The sequence below is a fragment of the Pseudomonas baetica genome (assembly GCF_019733355.1).
GTDB classification, from domain to species: Bacteria; Pseudomonadota; Gammaproteobacteria; order Pseudomonadales; family Pseudomonadaceae; genus Aquipseudomonas; species Aquipseudomonas baetica_A.
On the sequence record NZ_JAIHLQ010000157.1, the window covers coordinates 1 to 346 of the forward strand.

General features: G+C 56.6%; 1 pseudogene. It reads right to left on the reverse strand.

Annotated elements, in window-relative coordinates:
- Nucleotides 1-281, reverse strand: a pseudogene (locus tag K5E40_RS35350) (transposase); the annotation flags it as partial.
- Nucleotides 282-346: the final 65 nt, after the last annotated feature.

Here is a 346-nt window from a genome sequence, read left to right on the forward strand (position 1 = left end):
CTTCAGCCGCACTCCTTGGCAAAGTACGCGGCGGCCTTTTTTAAGATGTCTCGCTCTTCCGTCACGCGCTTGAGTTCAGCGCGTAGCTTGCGCAGTTCGGCCTGCTGATCGTCGTCTTGCTGACGCTGCTCTTGGGGCTTGCTGTAGACCTTGATCCAGGCGTAAAGACTGTGCACGGACATGCCCAGGCGCTGGGCGACATCGGCGACAGGTTTGCCTTTCTCGGTCACTTGCTTGACCGCTTCGATCTTGAATTCTTCGGGGTAACGCTGACGACTCATGGCACCTCCTATTTGGGCCTCATTATGAGGCTTGGAGGTGTCTACGAAACCAGGGGCGATTCAGT